Origin of the sequence: Anaerosalibacter massiliensis (assembly GCF_024623155.1) — a bacterium.
In the GTDB taxonomy this organism is placed as follows: Bacteria; Bacillota; Clostridia; order Tissierellales; family Sporanaerobacteraceae; genus Anaerosalibacter; species Anaerosalibacter massiliensis.
On the sequence record NZ_JANJZL010000031.1, the window covers coordinates 1 to 2448 of the forward strand.

The window sequence follows — 2448 nt, forward strand, 5'->3', positions numbered from 1 at the left end:
GTTGGCACCCCTTCTCCCGAAGTTACGGGGTTATTTTGCCTAGTTCCTTAACAAGGGTTCTTCCGCACGTCTTAGGATTTTCTCCTCGCCTACCTGTGTCGGTTTGCGGTACGGGTATTTATATACTCGATAGAGGCTTTTCTTGGCAGTATGGATTCAGCTACTTCACTACTTGTTTTTCGCTCCCCATCACCTCTTGAAACTCTCCTACGGATTTGCCTATAGGAGCTTTCTACAGGTTTGGACGTACATAACCAACAGTACGCATAGCCTATCCTCCTGCGTCACCCCTTCTCTCAAACGCATATAAATAGTACAGGAATCTCAACCTGTTGTCCATCGCCTACGCCATTGGGCCTCAGCTTAGGTCCCGACTAACCCTGAGAGGACGAGCCTTCCTCAGGAAACCTTAGGCTTTCGACGGGCGAGATTCTCACTCGCCTTATCGCTACTCATGCCAGCATTCTCTCTTCTGTATAGTCCACCACTCCTTACGGTGTAGCTTCAGCCCATACAGAATGCTCCTCTACCATTCTTACGAATCCACAGCTTCGGTACCAGATTTTAGCCCCGGAAATCTTCGGCGCAAAGCCACTCGACCAGTGAGCTGTTACGCACTCTTTAAATGAGTGGCTGCTTCTAAGCCAACATCCTGGTTGTCTGTGTAACTTTACATCCTTTCCCACTTAATCTGGATTTAGGGACCTTAGCTGGTGGTCTGGGCTCTTTCCCTTTCGACTACGAAACTTATCTCCCGCAGTCTGACTCCCAAGCAACATGACTGTGGCATTCGGAGTTTGATAGGTTTTGGTAGCACAAAGTGCCCCTAGACCATTCAGTGCTCTACCTCCACGTCACTTACTTGAGGCTAGCCCTAAAGCTATTTCGAGGAGAACCAGCTATATCCAGGTTCGATTGGAATTTCACCGCTACCCACAAGTCATCCGATAGTTTTTCAACACTAAACGGTTCGAGCCTCCACGAAATTTTACTTTCGTTTCGCTCTGCTCATGGGTAGGTCACCTGGTTTCGGGTCTACGACATATAACTAATAGCCCTATTTAGACTTGGTTTCCCTGCGGCTTCACTTTGTAAAAAGTTTAACCTTGCTATATATCGTAACTCGCTGGCTCGTTCTACAAAAAGTACGTGGTTGCACATAAAAAGTGCTTCCACTGCTTGTAAACATAGGGTTTCAGATTCTATTTCACTCCCCTTCCGGGGTTCTTTTCACCTTTCCCTCACGGTACTTCTTCACTATCGGTCACCAGTTAGTATTTAGCCTTGGGAGATGGTCCTCCCAGCTTCCCACAGGATTTCACGTGCCCCATGGTACTTTGGATACCAGCTATAAATTAATTTGTTTCACTTACAGGACTATCACCTTCTATAGTAAACCTTTCCAGGTTTTTCAGCTACAAATTAAATTTATGTGATGCTGGTCCACAACCCTTATAGAGTAAACTCTATAAGTTTAGGCTCCTTCCCTTTCGCTCGCCGCTACTTAGGAAATCGAGTTTTCTTTCTTTTCCTCAGGGTACTTAGATGTTTCAGTTCCCCTGGTATTCCTTCATCTACCTATGAATTCAGTAGATGATACCTAGAAAATCTAGGTAGGTTTCCCCATTCGGAAATCCTCGGATCAAAGCTTGTTTGCAGCTCCCCGAGGCATTTCGGTGCTTACCCCGTCCTTCATCGGCTTCTGGTGCCAAGGCATTCACCCTATGCCCTTATTAGCTTGACCAGTGAAATTGTTATATTAACTAACAATTTTTCTTACTGTGTAATTTTCAATGTACATGAGTTACAGAAATCAAAGACTGACTTGTAACTCGTTACTCAATATTAGCTTGAGTCTAATTAGCTTATAATATTCAATCCATAAGGTTGAATAATGGTGGAGATGAGGAGATTCGAACTCCTGACCCCCTGCTTGCAAGGCAGGTGCTCTCCCAACTGAGCTACACCCCCATGAATGATTAAAATATATAAAATTAAAACAGTGTAAAAGAATCCTATAAAGAACTCCTTAGAAAGGAGGTGATCCAGCCGCACCTTCCGATACGGCTACCTTGTTACGACTTCACCCCAGTCATTGGCCCTACCTTCGACAGCTGCCTCCAAATGGTTGGCTCACTGGCTTCGGGTATTGTCAACTTCCATGGTGTGACGGGCGGTGTGTACAAGACCCGGGAACGTATTCACCGCAACATTCTGATTTGCGATTACTAGCAACTCCAGCTTCATGTAGGCGAGTTGCAGCCTACAATCCGAACTGGGATCGACTTTGTGGGATTAGCTCCCTCTTGCGAGGTGGCAAGCCCGTTGTATCGACCATTGTAGCACGTGTGTAGCCCAGGACATAAAGGGCATGATGATTTGACGTCATCCCCACCTTCCTCCGATTTCTCATCGGCAGTCCCTTTAGAGTGCACAGCCAAACTGTTT

At 46.0% G+C, this 2448-nt stretch carries 1 tRNA gene and 2 rRNA genes; all 3 read right to left on the reverse strand.

Going from position 1 to position 2448, the window contains the following annotated elements:
• A 23S ribosomal RNA gene (locus NSA23_RS16410) occupies nucleotides 1-1744 on the reverse strand; the annotation flags it as partial.
• A 151-nt stretch (nucleotides 1745-1895) separates the two neighbouring features.
• Nucleotides 1896-1971, reverse strand: a tRNA-Ala gene (locus tag NSA23_RS16415).
• Nucleotides 1972-2033: 62 nt separating this feature from the next.
• Nucleotides 2034-2448 (reverse strand): 16S ribosomal RNA (locus tag NSA23_RS16420); the annotation flags it as partial.